The sequence below is a fragment of the Fretibacter rubidus genome, assembly GCF_041429785.1.
GTDB classification, from domain to species: Bacteria; Pseudomonadota; Alphaproteobacteria; order Caulobacterales; family Maricaulaceae; genus Fretibacter; species Fretibacter rubidus.
In genome coordinates, this window is sequence record NZ_CP163423.1 from 2,201,961 (window position 1) to 2,221,992 (window position 20,032).

General features: G+C 51.7%; 8 protein-coding genes. 2 read left to right on the top strand and 6 right to left on the bottom strand.

Annotated elements, in window-relative coordinates:
• The first annotated feature begins 62 nt into the window (after positions 1-62).
• Entirely contained in the window at positions 63-11,456 is an 11,394-nt protein-coding gene (locus tag AB6B37_RS10240) for a cadherin-like domain-containing protein (protein ID WP_371395684.1), read from the top strand.
• A 79-nt stretch (positions 11,457-11,535) separates the two neighbouring features.
• Here AB6B37_RS10240 and AB6B37_RS10245 read toward each other — a convergent pair whose 3' ends face one another.
• The 6 genes from AB6B37_RS10245 to AB6B37_RS10270 are packed head-to-tail and all read right to left on the bottom strand — an operon-like array spanning position 11,536 to position 19,289.
• Entirely contained in the window at positions 11,536-13,749 is a 2,214-nt protein-coding gene (locus AB6B37_RS10245; protein ID WP_371395685.1) for a penicillin acylase family protein, read from the bottom strand.
• Between the two features lie 46 nt (positions 13,750-13,795).
• On the bottom strand, positions 13,796-14,602 hold the full coding sequence (locus AB6B37_RS10250) for a DeoR/GlpR family DNA-binding transcription regulator (RefSeq protein ID WP_371395686.1): 807 nt from the start codon (positions 14,600-14,602) through the stop codon (positions 13,796-13,798).
• Positions 14,603-14,654: 52 nt separating this feature from the next.
• Positions 14,655-15,932, bottom strand: a complete 1,278-nt coding sequence (locus AB6B37_RS10255) for a spinster family MFS transporter (RefSeq protein ID WP_371395687.1) — start codon at positions 15,930-15,932, stop codon at positions 14,655-14,657.
• A 3-nt stretch (positions 15,933-15,935) separates the two neighbouring features.
• Positions 15,936-16,856 carry an alpha/beta fold hydrolase gene (locus tag AB6B37_RS10260; RefSeq protein WP_371395688.1) on the bottom strand — a complete coding sequence of 307 codons (921 nt, stop codon included), beginning with the start codon at positions 16,854-16,856 and terminating at the stop codon, positions 15,936-15,938.
• A complete protein-coding gene (locus AB6B37_RS10265; RefSeq protein WP_371395689.1) occupies positions 16,853-17,719 on the bottom strand; it encodes an alpha/beta fold hydrolase in 867 nt (288 codons plus the stop codon). Before AB6B37_RS10265 ends, AB6B37_RS10260 begins: the two co-directional genes overlap by 4 nt.
• On the bottom strand, positions 17,712-19,289 hold the full coding sequence (locus AB6B37_RS10270; protein WP_371395690.1) for a class I adenylate-forming enzyme family protein: 1,578 nt from the start codon (positions 19,287-19,289) through the stop codon (positions 17,712-17,714). Before AB6B37_RS10270 ends, AB6B37_RS10265 begins: the two co-directional genes overlap by 8 nt.
• Before the next feature lie 76 nt (positions 19,290-19,365).
• Here AB6B37_RS10270 and AB6B37_RS10275 point away from each other — a divergent pair, with 76 nt between their 5' ends.
• Entirely contained in the window at positions 19,366-20,028 is a 663-nt protein-coding gene (locus tag AB6B37_RS10275; protein WP_371395691.1) for a TetR/AcrR family transcriptional regulator, read from the top strand.
• The last annotated feature ends 4 nt before the right edge of the window (positions 20,029-20,032 follow it).

Here is a 20,032-nt window from a genome sequence, read left to right on the forward strand (position 1 = left end):
GCGGTATGGGGCACCGCTTGTCTCCTTACAGCATTGTTATGTGGATTTAGGGAGAGCATATCATGTCATGGTTTAATCGTTATTTTTTCGGATCTTGGGGATCTGACACAATCGAAGCTAACAATCTGAACAATAAGATTTTCGGATTTGGCGGTAATGACTTCCTTTACGGTTTTGGTGGAAATGACACCATCTTTGGTGGGTCGGGTAACGACTTTATCGATGGCGGCAGCGGCCGCGACGACCTTTACGGCGGTTGGGGCAATGATACTGTCTACGGCGGCACTGGTAATGATTATATTTCTGGTGGGTTTGGCAATGACCATTTGTTCGGCGAAAACGGCAATGATTATATTTCCGGCGGATGGGGCCATGATGATATCTACGGCGGAGCGGGCCGTGACCGTCTATACGGCGGATCTGGTAATGATTTCATTGACGGCGGTGACGGCAATGACCGTATTTACGGCGGTTGGGATCATGACACGATTTTTGGTGGCGCAGGCAATGACCGCTTATTTGGCGATTCTGGCAATGATTACATCGACGGCGGCGCAGGCAGCGACCGCGCCTTTGGTGGATGGGGTTGCGATACGCTAAGCTACGATTCCACACAAAATAACGGCGTCTATAACTTTTATGATGGCGGCCGCGACATTGACGCGCTGGAATTGAACTTAACAGCCGAGCAATTTGCTGACGACGCTGTTGCCGCAGAACTACTGGCCTATGTCGCGCATATAGCGGCAAACTTACGGAGCAATGGTGAGTTCCGTGGGCCAAATTTCCGCTTTGATACGCTGAACCTCGTCGTTGATGATTTCGAAGTCTTCCGTGTTTTTGTTGACGGCGTGGAAGTTGACGTGAATGACGCGGGCTCTGGCGGCGGCGATGTCTTGGTCGCGCTTGATGATAGCTTTAGCGTGACTGAAAATGGGACTTTAGCCGACGATGTGACGGCCAATGATACAGTTGACGCGGGCACAACTGTGACGCTGATTAGCGGTGTCAGCCAAGGCACTTTGACCGTCAATGCAGACGGCACGTTTAGCTTTGACCCCGGCACGGATTTTGACACGCTGGCGCTTGGCGAAACGACTGATATTTCGTTCACTTACGAGATCACAAACGGCTCAGAGACCCAAACCGCGACAGCGACAATTACCGTGACAGGGGAAAATGACGCCCCAACTGTACGGATGTCAGTGAGCGCGGACGCGACACAGAATGACGGTGTCGTAACAGTGCTATTACTGGCGGGTGCCGATGATGTTGACGGTTCTGATACGCTATCTGTGAGCGCTTTGTCATTGCTGGCGGGTGATGATGTCGGCGTAACAATTGCGGGCGATAGCCTGTCTGTTGATAGCGCCGCCTACGCCTTCCTTGGGGCTGGCGAGACAGAAGTTATCACCTATAGCTACACGATTTCTGACGGTAATGGCGGCACAGTGCCGCAAACCGCGACAGTGACCATTACTGGCACAAATGACGCTCCAATCGTCGAGGCGGTTACCGCCGCCGTCGCGTCCGATGCGGGCGCTATCACAATTGAAGGCGTGTTCTCTGACGTAGACGTCAATGATGCACTGACCGTGTCTATTGATACAACGGGCACTCAAGGTGTCGTGACGGATAATGGCGACGGGACGTTTAGCTATGACACCAACGGCGCTTTTGACGCGCTGGATAACGGCGAAACGGCGACGGACACATTCACTTACACAGTCGATGACGGAAACGGCGGCGTTGTTACGCAAACAATCACGGTTACAGTCACGGGCGTAGGCGTTGCCAATACAGCCCCGGTGGTAAGCGCGGCGCTGACACCAGATATTAGCGAAGACAGCCCAATTGTCGAAATCGACCTGCTAGAAGGCGCGACGGACGTTGATGGTGATACGCTAAATATCACCAATTTCACCCTAGAAAGCGGCAGCAATATCGGCACAAGCCGCGACGGCAATACGCTGTTCTATGACCCAAGTTCTTATCAGGACTTGGCCGAAGGTGAGACGGCCTCACTGGTCTATAGCTATGACATAATTGACGGTAACGGCGGCACCGTGGCCCAAACCCTAACAATTACGATTGTCGGCAGTAATGACGTGCCGACGGTCAATGCCGTGGTTGCGGACGCCAATGAAGACGGGCCAAGCATCACGATCACAGCCGACGCGAGCGACGTTGACGCAACAGATGAGCTGACCTTCACAGTTGATACAACAGGCACGCTGGGCGCGGTCACGAATAATGGTGACGGCACCTTTAGCTATGACGCCACGGGTGCGTTTGACGCTTTGGCCGTTGGCGAAACAACAACGGACACCTTTACTTATACAGTTGATGACGGAAACGGCGGCACAGCGACAGAAACCGTCACTGTGACAATTACGGGCCAAAACGACGCCCCAACGGTGAGCGCGCCTATCACCCAAACTGTATCAGAGACCGATAGCGTATTTGTACTCGACCTACTTGATGGTGCGAGCGATATTGACGGCGATAATTTGACCGTAACTAACATTACTCTCACGGGTGGTAATAACGCCGGTATTAGTTTCTCGGATAATCCCTCAGACCTTCTTGTCGATCCGTCTGCCTATGCCTCTCTTGAGGCTGGTGAGACGATGGTTATCACCTATAGCTTTGATATTATTGACGGAAATGGCGGCGTCGTTACGCAAACCGCGACGATTACGGTCACTGGCGTTGGTGTGAATAACACAGCCCCTGTCGTGAGCGGCACGGTCTCCGCAACCATCAATGAAGATGACGTGGCGGCAACAATCGTCAACCTTTTGGACGGCGCAACGGATGCTGACAATGACACGCTTAGCGTGGCCAATCTAACTGTCGTAAGTGGTGATGCCACAAATATCATCAACAACGGCGATGCCCTGTTTATTGATCCGGCTTTATTTAATTCACTCGCAGCTGGCGAAACACTTGTCGTCACCTATAGCTATGATATTATTGACGGCAACGGTGGCTCTGTCACGCAAACGGCCACAATTACGATTACTGGCAGCAATGACGCGCCTACTGTTCAAGCCCTAACAGGGGCAGCCAATGAAGACGGGCCAGCGATCACGATTACGGCAATTGCGAGCGACATTGACGCAACAGACGTGCTCTCCTTTACAGTTGATACGACTGGCACAGTCGGCACTGTTGTCAATAACGGCGACGGCACCTTTAGCTATGACGCAAACGGCGCATTTGAAGCCTTAGGTAACGGCGAAACGGCAACTGACACCTTCACTTACACGGCTGATGACGGCAACGGCGGAACAACAACAGAGACTGTCACAATCACCATCACGGGCAGCAATGACGCGCCCACGATTACAGCTGCGCTGAGCCAAACCGTGTCTGAAGACGCGGCAGGTTTTACGCTTGATTTGCTCGACGGTGCATCGGACGCAGAGGGAGACGCCCTGAACGTAGCCGACTTCGCCTTGCAGAGCGGTGATGATAGCGGCGTGACCATTGCGCCTGATGGACTTTCCATCACGGTCGATCCATCTGCCTATTCAACGTTAGAGGCTGGCGACGTAGCGATCATTACCTACAGCTATAATATCATCGACGGAAACGGCGGCGTTACTCCGCAAACCGCGACGATTACGATTATCGGCTCTGGTGTGAATAACACAGCCCCAACAGTCAGCGGAGCCGTCACTGCAACCGTTAATGAAGACGACGCGACGACAGTCATCGACCTTTTGGACGGCGCAACCGATGCAGAAAATGATACACTGACTGTTGTCAATCTGACACTGGATAGCGGCGATAATTCCGGCGTTACAGTTGATGACAATACGCTGTCAGTTGACCCGGATGCCTATAATAGCCTTGGTTTTGGCGAGAGCCTCACGATTAGCTATAGCTATGATATTATTGACGGAAACGGTGGCTCTGTGCCGCAAACCGCGACCCTGACTATCACTGGAACAAATGATGCTCCAACGGTCAGCTCAGTTACGGGCTCTGCCAATGAGGACGGGCCGAGCATTTTGATTACGGCGGTTGCCAGCGACGTTGACGCGACAGATGTTCTGTCCTTCAGCGTTGATACAACAGGCACGCTGGGCGCAGTCACAAATAATGGTGACGGCACGTTCAGCTATGACCCGAACGACGCGTTTGAAGCGCTGGGTGTTGGTGAAACAGCTACGGATACGTTTACTTACACAGCTGACGACGGCAACGGCGGCACATCAACAGAGACTGTGACGATTACCATCACAGGTCAAAATGATGCACCAACCGTATCGGCTGATATAACCAGCACTGTCACGCAAAACGACGAAGAAATATCCTTCGACCTGCTGCAAAATGCGTCAGACGTCGATAATGGGGCGTCTTTATTCGTAGAGAACTTTGTTCAAACGTCAGGGCAGCCAGTGGGCGCGACCCTGTTTGAAGGCGCGACGAGCCTAGAGCTTAGCTTCTTTACCTTCAGTGACTTGGACGACGGCGAGAGCACGGACATCACATTCACCTATGATGTCGTTGATGAGAACGGCGCCCGTGTTTCAACAAGCTTGACCATCACAGTCACGGGTATCAATGACGCACCGACAGCAACCGCCCTATCCTTCACGACCAATGAAGACGAAGCGCCGCTCGTCGTTGATCTTCTAGCGTCCGCTGCGGATGCAGATGCTGGTGATGTTTTAGCCATAAGTGACGTTGTCCAGACAACGGGCCGCACGGTGACCCCTGTTATTAACGGCTCTGATCTAACTGTTGACCCGGCTGACTTCCAAGATTTGGCGGTTGGCGAGAGCGAAACACTGACGTTTACTTACACCATCACGGATGGTGACGCGCCGATTACGAATACGGTCACCATCACAGTTGAAGGTCGCAATGACGCGCCCGTCGCCGTGGCTGTCACGGGCGCTGCCAATGAAGACGGACCGTCGGTGACAATCACTGCAGATGCCAGCGACGTCGACGCTACAGATACGTTGACATTTTCTGTTGATACAACAGGCACGCTGGGCGCAGTCACAAACAATGGCGACGGCACGTTCAGCTATGACCCGAACGGCGCGTTTGAAGCGCTGGGTGTTGGTGAAACAGCTACGGATACGTTTACTTACACAGCTGACGACGGCAACGGCGGCACATCAACAGAGACTGTGACAATCACGGTCACGGGTCAAAATGATGCGCCCACTGTATCGGCTGATATTGAACTGAGCGCATCAGAAGACTCGCTACTCATCGGTATTGATCTATTGCAAAACGCCAGTGACGTTGACAACGGCGCGACGCTATTCATTGCTAATGCCGTACAAACATCTGGACGCAGCGGTGTTGCAACTGTGTTTGAAGGGGCCACCTTCTTGGACATCAACTTATCTGCTTTCCAAGATTTGGATGATGGCGAATCTGAAGATGTTGTCTTCACCTATGATGTTGTTGACGAAAACGGTGCCAGCGTTTCAACCAGCATCACGATTACCGTGACAGGACTGAACGACACACCAACAGCGACCGCTTTGACATTCACAACAGACGAAGACTCAGCGCCGCTAACCGTAGACCTTTTGGCATCGGCCAGCGATGTGGATACAAATGACACGCTATCCATCAGCGATGTCGTGCAAACGACGGGTCGTGTGGTGGCCCCTGTCATCAACGGCTCTGAGCTAACTGTTGACCCGGCTGACTTCCAAGACTTGGCGGTCGGCGAGAGCGAGGTTCTGACGTTTACTTACACTATCACAGATGGTGACGCGCCGATTACGAATACGGTCACTATCACCGTCGAAGGTCGCAATGACGCCCCTGTGGCGGTCGCTGTCACGGGCGCTGCGAATGAAGACGGACCGAGCGTCACAGTGAACGCAAATTTCACTGACGCTGATACATCCGACACCCACACATATTCTGTTGATACAACGGGCACTGTGGGCTCTGTTATTGATAATGGCGACGGCACCTTTAGCTATGATGCCAATGGTCAGTTTGAAGCGCTTGCACAGGGCGAGACAACGACTGACACCTTCACTTACACCGTGGATGACGGAAACGGCGGTACATCAACAGAGACTGTGACCATTACAATCACAGGCCAAAATGATGCACCAACGGTATCGGCGGACTTGGCACTAAACAGAAGCGAAGACAGCTTCACATTGTTTATTGATTTGGCGCAGAACGCGACAGACGTTGATAATGATGCGCGCCTGTTTATCGACGATCTTGTGCAAACCAGCGGACGCACAGTTGACACCATCCTGTTTGAAGGTGGCACGGGTCTACAACTTGATTTCATGGACACGTTCCAGGATTTGGATGACGGCGAGACAGAAGACCTCGTCTTTACTTATGACGTGACAGATGAAAACGGTGCGAGTGTATCGACCAGCCTGACATTGACTGTTGTTGGTTCAAACGACGCGCCGACCGCCACAGCGCTGACATTTACGACAGATGAGGACCAAGCCCCGCTTGTTGTTGACTTATTGGCTTCGGCCAATGATGTGGACACGAATGACACGCTATCCATTAGCGATTTTGTCCAAACAACGGGCCGCCCCGCCGTACCGATTATTGACGGCACAAACTTGACCGTGAACCCAGCTGATTTCCAAGATTTGGCGGTTGGCGAGAGCGAGGTCTTGACCTTTACTTACACCATCACGGACGGCGACGCGCCGATTACGAACACCGTGACCATCACTGTTGAAGGCCGTAATGACGCGCCCGTGGCGGTCGCCGTTACTGGTTCAGCGAATGAAGACGGGCCATCTGTGACTGTGTCGGCCAACTTTACTGATGTAGACTCATCCGACACCCACACATATTCTGTTGATACAACGGGCACTGTGGGCTCTGTTATCGATAATGGTGACGGCACATTTAGCTATGATGCCAATGGTCAGTTTGAAGCGCTTGCGCTTAACGAGACGACAACTGACACCTTTACTTACACCGTCGATGACGGAAACGGCGGTACATCAACAGAGACTGTGACCATTACCATCACAGGACAAAACGATGCCCCGACTATATCAGCGGCCCTCACTGAAACGCTGTCAGAGGACGACGCGGCAATTTTGGTTAATCTGATCCAAAACGCATCAGACGTTGATAATGGCGCCATCTTGACCGTTGAAAACCTGGTTCAGTCCAGCGGACGCCCTGCGCTATTCTTTGCTGGGGTGGACACGCCTGACCTTGGGTTTAATCCGTCCAACTTCCAAGACTTGGACGACGGCGAGAGTGAGGACGTTGTCTTTACCTATGATGTCGTGGATGAGAACGGCGCAAGCGTTTCAACCAGCCTGACAATTACGATTACGGGCGTGAATGACGTGCCAACAGCGTCGGCTCTGAGCTTTACAACTGATGAAGACAATGTGCCTTTGGTCGTCGATTTGCTGTCTACGGCAGACGATGTCGACACGAATGATGTGCTGAGTGTGCTTGACCTTGTTCAAACAACGGGCCGCACTGTCACGCCAATATTAGACGGAGCAACCTTGACGGTTGACCCAGCTGATTTCCAAGATTTGGCCTTGGGTGAAACCGAAGTTCTCACCTTTACTTACACCATCACCGACGGTGACGCGCCGATTACAAATACGGTGACTATCACGGTTGAAGGCCGCAATGACGCGCCTGTTGTCAACAATGACGTCGATTTGCAAGTCGCCATTCGCGACAATGCATTTTCCTTTGACTTACCCGCTGGCACGATCACAGATGTCGATACGACCGATGTTCTGACATGGGAAGCGGCGCTGACCGACGGTAGCGCCCTGCCCGGTTGGTTGACATTTGATGCGGCCACGCAGAGCTTTACAGGAACGCCAACCAGTTCCCAAAGTCGCGGTCTTTTCCGTGTCGAAATCACGGCCACAGACCCGCACGGCGCAGCTGCGTCTGTCGAGCTTTGGTTGATTGTCACAGATGATTTGGTTATTGGCACAACGAACCCTGATAGCCTTGTCAGCTCTGGCGGCAATCAATCCGACGTCTTCATTGGCCTGACCGCCAATGATGAGTTCCGCGGCAATGACGGCAGTGATTATTATATCTTTTCCGAAGGCGACGGCGTTAATGAGATTATTGACGGCGGTTTTGACGACAATGACACAATCTTGTTCACTAATTATCTGCCCGCAGATGCGACGTTCTCGACCTACGGCGTGAACACAGGTGACATGATGATCAGCTTTGCCAATGGCGATAGCATCATTGTGCGCCTTGGTCTGAACGGTAGTCGGGCCAACACGATTGAGAACTATGCGTTTTCTGATGGCACAATTTTAAACATTGACGACATTCGCGCCCAATTATTTGCGGAACAACGCACCGATGGTAATGATGTTATCAACGGTACAAGCGACACAAATGACACGCTAGAAGGCGGTCTTGGCAATGACTTCCTATCGGGTGCGGACGGGTCTGATACCTATATCTTTACTGCAGGCGACGGATCTGATGCAATTCAAGACGGTGGTTTCCGGGATAGCGACATGCTTGATATTCGGGGTTACAGTTCCACCGACGCCAGCTTTAGTCGCGTCCCTGGGGACAGTGATGATCTGTTGATTACCTTTGCCAATGGCGACAGTGTTCTTTTGATAAATTCATTAGATGAGTCAAACGCAGACGGTATCGAATTTGTCAATTTTGACGGCGATAGCGCGTCTTTCACTATGGCTGATATTCGCACAATACTGCGCGGCCAAGATCAAACGCCAGGTGATGATTTAATCTCAGGTGACGCCTTCTCAGATAGCTATGAGGGCGGCCTAGGTAATGATTATATCTCTGGTGGCGACGGATCAGACACCTATATCTTTAATGCGGGTGACGGAAATGACAAAATTTTCGACAATGGTTTCCGCGACACCGATGTGCTGGATATTCGGGGCTATAGCTCGACTGACGCGACGTTTAGCTTTCTCAACGGTGACCGCAATGATCTTGTCATTACATTTGCCAATGGCGACCGCATCGAGATCGTTGATACAATTGATGAGACCAATGCAGGCACGATTGAGACCATCACATTTGACGGTGACGGTGTGTCCTTTACAAATGCCGAAATCCGCGCACTTATCCTGTCCCAACAGGCGACCGCAGGTGATGATGTCATTATCGGTTATAGCAGCACAGAAGACGTCATTACGGGCGGGGCGGGTAATGACCTTCTTATTGGTGGTGATTTATCTGATACCTATATCTTTAACGCAGGAGACGGCAACGACATCATCGATGACGACGGTTTCCGCGATAATGATGTTGTCAATATTATCGGTTATAGTTCGACCGATGCCCAGTTCTTCACCGTTCCTGGCGATGCGGATGATGTTCTGATTGTCTTTGCCAGCGGTGATTCAATTCTGCTTCGTAATTCCTTGCTCGATGAAAACCGTGACGGGATTGAGAGTGTCAATTTTGACGGGGACGGTGTCTCTTTAAATATGACTGATATTCTGGCTATCCTTGCCGCGAACCCGCAAGAGGTGGGTGATAACGTCATCAACGTCAGCGCAGGCGGCGACGTCAACGGCACGACAGGCGATGATTATATCTTCGGTGCCAATGGCAGCCACAACTATATTTACAATATTGGCGAAGGTAACGACGTCATTGAAGAAAACGGCTCTGGCGATAATGATACCGTCGACATTCGCGGCTATAGCTCTACTGACGCCACATTTAGCCGTGTCGCCGGAAATGATGCCGACGTCCTTATCACGCTGGGGACGGGTGATTCAATTCGTCTGGTCAATACGCTCAATGAAAACTTCAATGATAGAATCGAGAGCATCACATTTGATGGTGACGGTGTCACCTTCACCATGGCCGATCTGCGCGCGCTGTTCATTGCGGACCAAATCACGGCGGGCGATGATAATGTCACAGGATTTTTACTGAACGATATTATCGAAGGCGGCACAGGAGATGACTTCCTCTCTGGTGGTGACGGTTCTGATACCTACATTTTCAATGCGGGTGACGGCAATGACGAAATTCGTGACGACGGTGCGGGTGATCTCGACGTACTTGATATTCGCGGGTTCAGCTCAACCGACGCAACCTTTAGCACCTTACCAGGTAGCCCGAATAATCTGCTGATTACCTTTGGTAATGGCGATAGTATTTTCATTCGCGGAACATTAAACGAGAGCTTCGCCAATGAGATTGAAACTATAACATTCGATGGTGACGGCGTGTCGCTGACAATGGCTGATATTCGCGGTCTTATCCAAGGCCCTGGCACCACCGCTGGTGATGACGTATTTGAAGGCTCTGTCTTTGCAGATACAATTAACGGCGGAACCGGGGATGATTTCCTGCGTGGTTTGGACGGTAGTGATACCTATCAATACGCGCTAGGTGACGGCAACGATTCTATTCGTGACGGCGGTGCGGGTGACCTTGATACCCTTGAAATTTCAGGGGTTAACTCGACCGACGTGAGCTATGCGCGAGGTGTGCGGTCGCCATCAGATTTAGTGATTACCTTCGCCAATGGTGAAACAATCTATATCTATGACACGCTTAATGTGAGCTTTAACGATCAAATCGAACAGATCACATTCCTAGCGGATGGCGTGACGGTCACGATGAATGACGTCAGAGCTATTATCATGGAACAGCTGACCACCACAGGTGATGATACTATCATCGGTTATGGAAACGCCAATGACATCATTGAAGGCGGTTTGGGCAACGACACATTGTCCGGAACCAATGGCACAGATACCTACATCTTTAACATTGGTGACGGTCAGGACGTGATTGATGAAAACGGTGCAGGCGATAATGATGTCTTGCAGTTCACAGGCTATAGCTCGACAGATGCGACCTTCTCTCGTCTCACAAGTAATAGTGCCGACCTTGTCATTAGCTTTGGGAATGGCGACCAAGTCATTGTCTATAACACCCTTAATGATAGCTTTGCTGACCGCGTTGAGACTTATATCTTTGATGGTGACGGGGTGACATTATCCCAAGACGCCATTCGCCAGATTATCATTGACCAAAACAGCACGGAAAATGCCGATCTTATCATTGGATTTGCGGGCGCTGATATTATCAATGGCGGCGGCGGTAATGACGTCATACGCGCAGGCAATGGCGTGGATGTTATCAATGGCGGCGAAGGCGATGATATTATCTCTATGGGTGATGGCGGCGATACATTTGTATTTAACGTCGGTGACGGCAATGACATTGTCGAAGATAATGGCGCAGGCGATACGGACCGTGTCGACTTCAACGGCTTTAATTCCCTTGATGCTATCTTCTCGCAAAACAATGCTAATGACCTTGTCATTTCCTTTGCAAGTGGTGAGTCCGTGACGGTGATTAACGGCCTGACGGGCAGCTTCCAAGATACAATCGAGTTCTTTGACTTTGACGATGCAACACTGTCAATCGCCGATGTGATAGCGATGTTGCCGCCCATGTAATCGGGGCATATACTCTGTATAAAAAGGGCGCTTTGGAGGTTATCCGAAGCGCCCTTTTTGATTAGATTATTGTGGGTCGTTACTCCCCCGGGCGGTAACTTCGCACGGCGCGCGCCGTAACGTCGTCCTTATAATAGGCGACGTCTTTAAATGCGGCCTCAGCATAACGCTGGCCTTGGTCAAAGAAATGGGGCGAATTGGGGTCGCCGCTTTGACCACCCGCTAGCAAGCTTTTGGCTTTGACCGTGTCGCCAAATTCGACCACGGCGACAAAGCTATTGCCGCGGTAACCATAGAGCTTTTTGGTATTGTCATAGGCCCGCGCCCCGTAAGCCGCCAGCGCCCCCCAACGACCCGACGCAAGACCAACAGGCAAGCTCGGCTGCGCGTCGTCAAAATCCGGGCCAATAGAACCCGACAGACGTTGGAAGCGGTTAACCTCCCCCCACGGGATATTCCAATCGCCAAAGTCAGCGGTCATTTTATCCATTGCCGCGCCCAGCATAGCCAGTTGCTCCGCATCTGTCCCATTATCGCGGTAATGGATATAGGTCTCCAACCGCGACGCGCCTTTCGGGCGACTATCGGCACGCAGCATTTCCATGCCGTAGAAATGGGCAATCGCCATCGGCACAGAGCCAGTAGAGGTTTGGTAATCCCAGCCGTTCAGCGCCGCAATGGCGTCAGCATATTTGGGGTTTTTATTAGACCGTGCGTAAGCCTCGGTCAGGCTTGGGATAATCATCTCAAACGCTGGCAGGTAAGGGTCATAAGCAAGCTCAATAAGGCTATCCAGCGTCACATCGTTTGCGTCTTTTAAGACGCGCACAGCATTAAGGCCGCGCGTGTTTTCTTTATCAGGGGCCATATAAGGCGCGTAGTCCGAAGGCTTTGGGCTATAATCCATGGCGGCTGTGAAAGGCGTTGAGTTGCAATTTTGTATCCAGCCGTTTTCAGGATTAAACAGTGTCACAATCTCTGACACCTCATGCAGGCCCTGCCAATCGGTCGCTGGATTTGCGCCGTCAACAGCTTTGGAATAATCAAAACGCACATCGCGCTTGGGCACAAAATTACCGTGATAATAGCCAATATTGCCGTCTTTATCCGCATAGACGGTATTGTTCGACGAATTACGGCGGATATCCATCATGGCGTTAAACCCGTCCAAATCGGTGGTTTTTGTGCGGGTAAAGCTCTGGCGCAGCGCGTTAACGGGGTCCCAATTAATCTTTGTCGCGACCCATTTTCCGTCCGCGTCCATATGGGTGATCGGCCCGTGATGGGTGTGATAAGTGGGAAATGTGCGCGTCGACATCCCCTGCCCGTCTTTGAATTTCAAGGTGACAGAGCCGACTTTAAGCGGGCGGCTTTCATCGCCGTAGTGGTAGAACATTTGCCCGTCTGTCTCAAACACATCTTGGGTGAACTCATCCATAAAATCGACATAGGTCGAGGTATGCATCCAACCGTTATTGGCGTTAAAACCTTGGTAGACAAAGAACTGCCCCCAGGTCACAGCGCCGTAAGCGTTCAGTCCCTCCTCGCTAATCACATGGACTTCGGGACGAAAATAAAATGATGTATGCGGATTAATCAACAACATAGCGTCGCCAGACCGCGTCAGCTTTCCCGCAATCGCAAAGCCGTTTGATCCGCCAGGCTCAGCCTCTAGGGCCACTGTGCGCGGCGCGGGTCGGGGTGTGCCGTCACCGTAAAAGGCTGTAATCCCGCCCAGCGGAATTTGTTCAATATCACCGCCGATAGACCCTTCGGAGAAAAACATCGGCATCCACGGCTCAAATGTCGTGATCAGCGCAGGCGTGACATCTGGATTTTTCGCCAGATAATAATTCAGCCCGTCCGCCCAAGCATCACACAACGCTTTGACCATGGGCGGCGCCGCGGCATAGGCCGCCTTTGCCTCGTCCACAGTCATATAAAGGCGTGCGCGCAAATCAGAATAAAGCGCGGATTTGCCCTCAATTTCCGCGAGGCGTCCTGTCGCCCAAATATAATTACGTTCAATACGCGGGAAATCATCCTCGGCTTGGGCATATAATAGCCCAAAGACTGCATCCGCATCGGTTTTGCCGTAAATATGAGGGACGCCGTAATCATCGCGCATAATGGTGACGCGCGCGGCGGTCTCTGCCCAACGGGTCATATCATCCAACTGTGCCCCCGCAGCAGTCTTAGGGGTGTCTGCAGGCGAGCAACTGCTTAGCGAAAGGCCGCCAAGCGCCGCACCCATAATCAAACTCATTTTTAAACTGTTTTTCACAACACCCATAACGTCCTCCCGACTTCACGCGACGATAGGACGATTAACGCGCTTGTCAATTTTGCTTATCCGCCGGTTGCTCATCCACATGACGGCCCGCGATGTGAACAGATACATCCGCCTCTTCGCAGAGCGTTGCGTAATGCTTTTTGAGCGGCGCATCGGTGACCAAACTATCAAGGTCAGATATATGTCCCATCCGCGCCATGGCACGACGGCCAAATTTATGCTGATCCGCGACCAAAATGGTCTTGCGCGAATTTTCCAAAATCATCTGTGCCGTGCGCACTTCTTCATATTCAAAATCCAAAAGCGAGCCGTCTTCATTAATCCCGCCAATACCAACGACGCCAATATCCATACGAAATTGCCGTACAAAATCGGTCGAGGCGACACCTGTAATCCCGCCGTCATGATTGCGCACTTCGCCGCCCGCAATCATAATCTTAAAGCTCGCGTTACGGCTTAGGATTTGCGCGACATTGATATTATTGGTGACGACATGCAGATTTTCATGCGCCAGCAGCGCTTCTGCTACTGCCTCTGTGGTCGTGCCGATATTGAGGAATAACGACGCGCCATTGGGGATGAGGGCGGCTGTGGCTTCGGCGATTTTACGCTTGGCATCGACCCCCGTTTGGCGGCGGTGGGCGTAAGGATGGTTTTGCACAGAACGCGACTGCCCGGCCCCGCCGTGAAAACGCGTCAAAAGCCCGTGGGTATTCAACTCATTTAAGTCACGGCGAATGGTTTGCGGCGTGACGTCAAATGTTGCCACCATCGCCTCTGTCGCGACAAAGCCGTCTTGTTCGACCATAGACAGGATTTCCGCTTGGCGGGCCGACGGTTTAAATTTTTTCATAGCCCTGTTTTAAACAGAGGCAACGATAATACCAAATGTTTTTATCGCGCCCTTATCCCGTAGCGTTCATCGCGGATGCCTTGGCCACCGCCGCCCGATAGTGGTTTGCCGCGTCTAGGTAGAAAATAATGCTCAGCACGTTAAAGACCAAAATACAGGCCAGCGCACGGCGAATGGATAATTGCCCAAGCTCTGGATTAAACATATCTGACAGCACGCCTAAAATCACAGGCCCAAACCCAATACCGATTAAGGTCAAACACAACAGCATCACCGCAGACGCCATAGCCCGCATACGGATCGGCACAAGTTCTTGCATCGCCGTATAGGAAATGGAGGCATATAACAGCCCCAAAAACCCTGGCACAGTATAGGCCAAATAGGCCGTCTGTTTATCGGGCGCATATAAAAACCAAACAATAAACGGAAAGGCGATAATGCCCGTAATCAGGATTGTCCAAGGCCTCCAACGCAAATCTTTTTCAGATAAGCGGTCACAAATCGCGCCGACAGTAATCGCGCCGATGCCGCCAAGGCCGCCCATTAATAAGCCAAGCGCGATGCCAAGTTCATCAATCGGGACAGAATGAACCCGAATTAAATAAAGCGGGATACCCGCCAAGAATGCATTGGCTGACAAACAAACGAAAACACCACCGAGAAGCAAGCTAACCATCGCGCGTTGCGAAAGGAAAAATCGCAGCGTGTCTTTTAATAGCGGCGCGTCTCCTGTCGGTGCGCGGTCATCTGATGCCCCGCGTTTGGGCTCTGCCACTGTTATCATCATTACTGCGGCAAAGATTAAACCGGGTGCCCCTGCCACGAAAAACGCCACGCGCCAGCCATAATTGGCTGCAATCGCCCCGCCAAGAATAAAGCCGATTAAAATGCCGAGGCTAATCCCCGTGGTATAAATCCCTAACGCCATGGCGCGGCGTTTAGGCGGAAATAAATCAGCAATCATCGCGGTGGCCGGCGGAGTGCCGCCCGCTTCGCCAATGCCCACGCCCATACGGGCCAAAGCCAGTTGCCAGAAATTATTCGCAAAGCCGCTGACCGCGGTCATGCCCGACCATATCGTCACCGCCAGCGCGATAATATTACGGCGATTACCCCGATCCGCCCAAGCCGCAAAAGGAATACCCAGCGTCGCGTAAAAGGCCGCAAATAAAAACCCCGTCAGCAATCCTAGCTGCGTATCTGATAGCCCAAATTCTTGTTTGATTGGCTCTGATAAGATGACCATAATTTGGCGGTCTACATGATTAAGCGCGTAAACGACTGTCAGGATAAACAGGATATACCACTTATTATTAGACCGTAATGACATGGCTTATTCCTGTTGTTGAATAAATTGATGGATAAGGTTTGCGGTCAACTCTGGCGCTTCTTCTTGCGGGACGTGACCCATGCCGTCTAAGGGGGTAAGCGCTGCATTGGGCATAGTAGCCGCGAATTTTTCGCCGTGAGCGGGCGGCACCATGATGTCTTTATCACCCCATAAAATCAGGGTAGGCGTGGCAACCGTCTTCAAATCATGGTTTGGGTCAGGCAAAGTAAAAGTCTCTGCACGCGTCACAAAGGCGTCGCCGTTACCGGGACGTTCCATCATATCCATGATGGTCCTAAGCCGTGTTTCAGATAGCTTTGATGGATCACCGTAAAGCGCGGCAGTGGCTTGGCGGACGCCCGCTTCGGGCGCTTTGGTCAGGTATAATTTGACCATCAACGGGACAGCAACAGGGGTTTCTGTCACGCCGTTTATCGAAAACCCACCAGGCGAGATTAGGACGAGCTTTGCAACGCCGTCTGGGCGAGATTGCGCCAGTCGCCACGCAACAAGGCCGCCGAGGGAGTTACCAACAAGGGTTGGGTTTTGAATATCAAGCGCGTCTAAAAAGTCGCTAACAAATCTGACTGTGTCCGCATTGGAATAGCGCGCTTGCGCGTCTGGCCCTGTCAGGCCGTGACCTGGTAAATCAAGACGGATGATGCGGTAGTCACCTTTTAATATGTCAGCAACCCCGTCCCATGTTTCCAGCGAGGATGTAAATCCGTGTATCATGACAATTGTCGGTGCGCCCTTGGCCCCCTCATCACGGTAGCGAATGGGCAGGCCGTCTATGGTTATCAACGCATCGCTAGCGTTGAAATAGGGGCTGTCTTTTACCATGAAATCATCCGCTGGCTCACCACTGCATGCCGCTAGGACTAAAAGGGCAAACCCAAAGAATAATGCGCTTAGGACTCTCATGTGTCTGCCTTTAAAAAGCGCTCTATCGCGAGAAGGCTTTCGGGCTCCGTGAGCATTGGCGCATGACCTATATTGGGGATTTCCGAGTAGCGGCAATTGGGATGGTCTTCGGCCATTTTTTGTGCGGTTTCTTTGGATAATATATCAGACAGCGCCCCGCGTATGACCAGCACAGGCATGTCGTATAGCGCGCTATATAAAGACCACATATCGGGCGGCGCGGCATTGGCTCCGTCTGTTTTTATGGGCTTACTAATGGCGGGATCATAGGCAAACCGCAACTTGCCGTCGGGCGTCGTCTCGCAAATGCGTTTGGCGAACGCGAGCCAATCGGCCTCTGTGTAATCTGGGAAAATATCCGGGCCTTGCGCCTTAATCGCAGCGACAGCAGCGTCCCAATCGTCAAACTTGTTTGGGCCGCCAACATAGCCTTTGATACGGTCCAGTCCCTTAGGGTCAATATCAGGGCCAATGTCATTGATGATAACTTTGGAAAACACGCCAGGTTGCGTTGCCGCCATCATCATCGCCATAATCCCGCCCATAGAGGTGCCGATTGCAATGACAGTACTTAGCTTTAGATGTTCCAGAAGCGCGAACATATCAGCGCAGTAAATATCGGGGCGATAGCGCGATATATCCGTGTCATAATCCGACCATCCCCGCCCCCGTTGATCAACAGATATAACGCGGTAGCGGTCTGATAATATCAGCGCAAGGTTATGAAAATCTGCCGAATTACGCGTGAGGCCATGCATACATAAAACCACAGGCCTATCGCCCCGATCATCGCCGTAATCGCGCGCATAGAGCTTTAGTCCGCCCTCGCCTACATAGAACACATCGTCATAAGCTTTAGTCAAAGATTTGCCCCTCATAGCGTTTGCGAAGCTCGCGTTTTAAAATCTTACCATTGGGATTTCGCGGAATTTCATCAATTATGTCTATGCCCGCGATGCGTTGCTGTTTCCCTAGCTTAGCATTGGCCCAAGCTTTTACGGCGTCAGTATCAAATGCACCATTTTTCGGGGCGACAATGGCGATGGGGGTTTCGCCCCATTTATGGCTTTTGACGCCAATCACAGCCACGTCAGACACATCATCATGGGTGACCAACACCGCTTCGATATCTTGGGGGTAAATATTTTGTCCCCCTGATAAGATCATGTCTTTCTTTCGGTCTACGATATACAGGTAGCCGTCATCATCCAGAAAACCAATATCGCCCGTACGGAGCCAATGGCGGCCCTTCCCATCAACCCAAAGCGCCTCGCGGCTGGCGTCTTCGCGACCTAAATAGCCCGGCATTGCGATGCGGCCATAAGACAGTATTTCGCCTGATTGTCCCGCTTTGCACGGGCGGTCATTATCGTCCAAAATTACTATATCTGTACCCATCAACGGTAATCCTACGGACGCCAAACGCCCCGCTGCATCTTCGGGGTCCAAGGTGGTAATCACGCCTTCAGTTAAGCCGTAAAGCTCTATGATACCGCAATCAAAACGCTCAAATAATGCGGCTTTGACCGGTTCACGCAGGGGGGACCCCGCGCTCATCATACCTTGCATTGAACTGACGTCATATTGTGCGTGACTGTCCACATCCATCATGCGTTCATATTGGACGGGCACCATAGATAGATGGGTGACACGGTCGCGTTCAATCTGCTGCCAGAGGGCTTTTGCGTCAAACTTTTCGCTAATAATCAACGTCCCCCCCGACAGTAGCGTACAAAGCATTCCGACCCAGGTGATATTAGAATAAAGTCCGATGGTCGCAAGGAAACGTGCAGAGCTGTTGTAGCGTAGCGCAATTGACAAATCATACGCCCAATCACGGCGGCCTTTATGGCTATGCACAATACCCTTGGGCTGGCCCGTTGTTCCTGACGAGTAAATGATATTAAGGTAATCATCAGGCGCGATAGTAACGTCTGGCCGCGCAGTGCTTTGGGCCATTTTCCAGCTTTGGAAATCTGTCCAGTCTTTATAGGGTTGGCCAGCGCAAATTTTATTAATGTGAATAGCTTTTGGTAATCGCGGCAGTAGCGCGTCCACGCGGCCGAGTTGGTCGTCAGTCACGACAAGTGCTTTGGCGCCGCTATCGATAATCATATTAACCAGCGCGTCATCGGTGACAGACAAGTTTAAAGGTGCAGAGACAAACCCGCCCATCATCAAACCAAATAGCGTTTCTGCCATGGCCGCGCCGTTGCGCATAATGACAATGACGCAATCCCCTTTGGACAAGCCCATAGCCGCAATACCGTTGGCAATGCGGTTTAGATTTTCTGCAAATTCATGCCAGGTCTGTATGTCGCCACCCGCTATCAGTGCTGGCTTTTTAGCCCGCCATTTTCCGTGCAACGCGAATATATCAGGCAACAATGGATTGGGTGTCTGAATGATGGGCGCATGTGCTTTATTATGCATGAACATCACCGTATTGTTTGACCTGCGGCGCGGCCTCTTTCATAGTCAGCGCGACTTTAAATCGAGACATTCTATTGTGACCGCTACCAATAAGCCGCAAAAAACATCGCGCAAAAACCGTATCATGGATGCGGCCGAAGAGTTGTTTGCCGAACATGGGTTTCACGGCGTGACCTTGCGCAAAATATCGGCCAAAGCGGGTGTTGATGTGGCGCTGACGAATTATCATTTCGGCCCGAAACGCGATTTGTTTAATGCCGTTTTGGACCGCCGCGCAAAAGTGTTGAACGACGTGCGCAGCCAAGCACTGGATGCGTGTTTGGCCACAGCAGGTAGCACGCCCCCTGATGTCGAAGCGATTATCGATGCCTATCTGCGACCGCTGTCTGTCATCCAAGGCTCTGCCGACGACGGCTGGCGACATTACTACGCGCTTGTGGCCTATGTGAACAATAGTTCCGAATTTGGCCAAGAAGTGATGAGCGAATATTTTAACCCGCTTGTCATTCGGTTTATTGATGCCTTGCAATCCGCCCTGCCCGGGGCTGACCCGCAATCTATTTACTGGGGATATCATTATCTCTCCGGCGCCTTGACCTTGACCTTTGCCAACACGGGACGGCTCGACACACTCTCGAATGGTGCCGCGTCGTCCTCGGATGTTGAGACGGGTTACGCGCATATGATCCCGTTCATTGCTGCGGGGTTCAAAGCCATATGCGCGCCCCAAAAGGCCTGATTAG